A 1,053-nucleotide genomic window follows, 5' to 3' on the forward strand; every position below is an offset into this window, starting at 1 on the left:
GGAAGCAGCAATATGGATATCTTTTCCAGAGAGAACAGTGGTCTCTTTTCCAGAACTTAAATGAGAGCCATTGTGCACCGCGACATGAAAGGTTTGATCCCCGCGATGGCTATTGGCACTGTTGCGTGTGGCATCAATCGAAACATTCCTCTCAGCTTGCAAGAGAAGTTTATCCGTTGTTTGAACATCAGAGCCTAAGATATTCAAATCTTTTCCAGAGGAAAGCGTTGTCGAGCCACCAGAGTTGACTTCTGATTTATGATGCATGGTGGCATCACCCTGTTCATCATGGTAATGGGTTTCTGCTGAACCGATCGTCAAGTTGCCTTCTTCTGTAGCCATAGCAAGATCACCCCCGGTGGTGATCCCCACCCCTGAGGCTGTGATATCTTGCTTGGCAATCACGCTCGCATTGCCACCAGCAGAAAGTGCCTCGGTGTTTAAAACGGTCTCCACGCCGTCAACCGTTGTGCGCCCTGCATCCAAACGAATATTCTTCTCCGCAACTAAAACAGCATCCCCACCCGCCGCAAAATGCCCCCCTTGACTAAAGATATCCCCGCCATGCACATGCAATTGGTGGTTTGCCGCAATCCGCCCTGAATTGGTTATTGTGGAATTGCCGGTATTCTGGCTGGTGATATTGATATCATCGCCCATGATCAAAGCCCCAGCAGAAACAAAGGAGGCTCTGTCTTTTTCAGGGATGTAAAGCACCGGTGCATAAACATCCATGCCCTTGACCTGTTGGCGCACATAAATCACCATTGGGGCTTCTAGGGACGCCAATTGTTCTTCACTCAAAGCCTCACCAAAGGGGAGATTGTGGGCTTTTGCATAGTCTGCCCCGACATCCAGCAAAGTTTTGACTTGTTCAATGGCATCACTTCCAGGAATAAAGGAACCTTTGCCCAAACCTTGACCAACAAGATCACGCATTTGTTTTTCAATCAATTCCTTTTCAAAATAAGCATCCCCTAAGAAAAAAATCTCTCTGTCAGGATTGTAACCAATTCTGTTCAAATAATAGGCTGAGCCATAAAACTTGCCGAC

At 47.2% G+C, this 1,053-nt stretch carries 1 protein-coding gene; it reads right to left on the bottom strand.

All coding sequences use genetic code 11. From position 1 onward, the window contains the following. Window positions 1-1,053: hemagglutinin repeat-containing protein (locus ACFIM8_RS09115; RefSeq protein ID WP_375614832.1), on the bottom strand; the 1,053-nt coding region annotated here is incomplete at both ends.

The sequence above is a fragment of the Bartonella sp. AC535YNZD genome, assembly GCF_042196625.1.
Lineage (GTDB): Bacteria > Pseudomonadota > Alphaproteobacteria > Rhizobiales > Rhizobiaceae > Bartonella.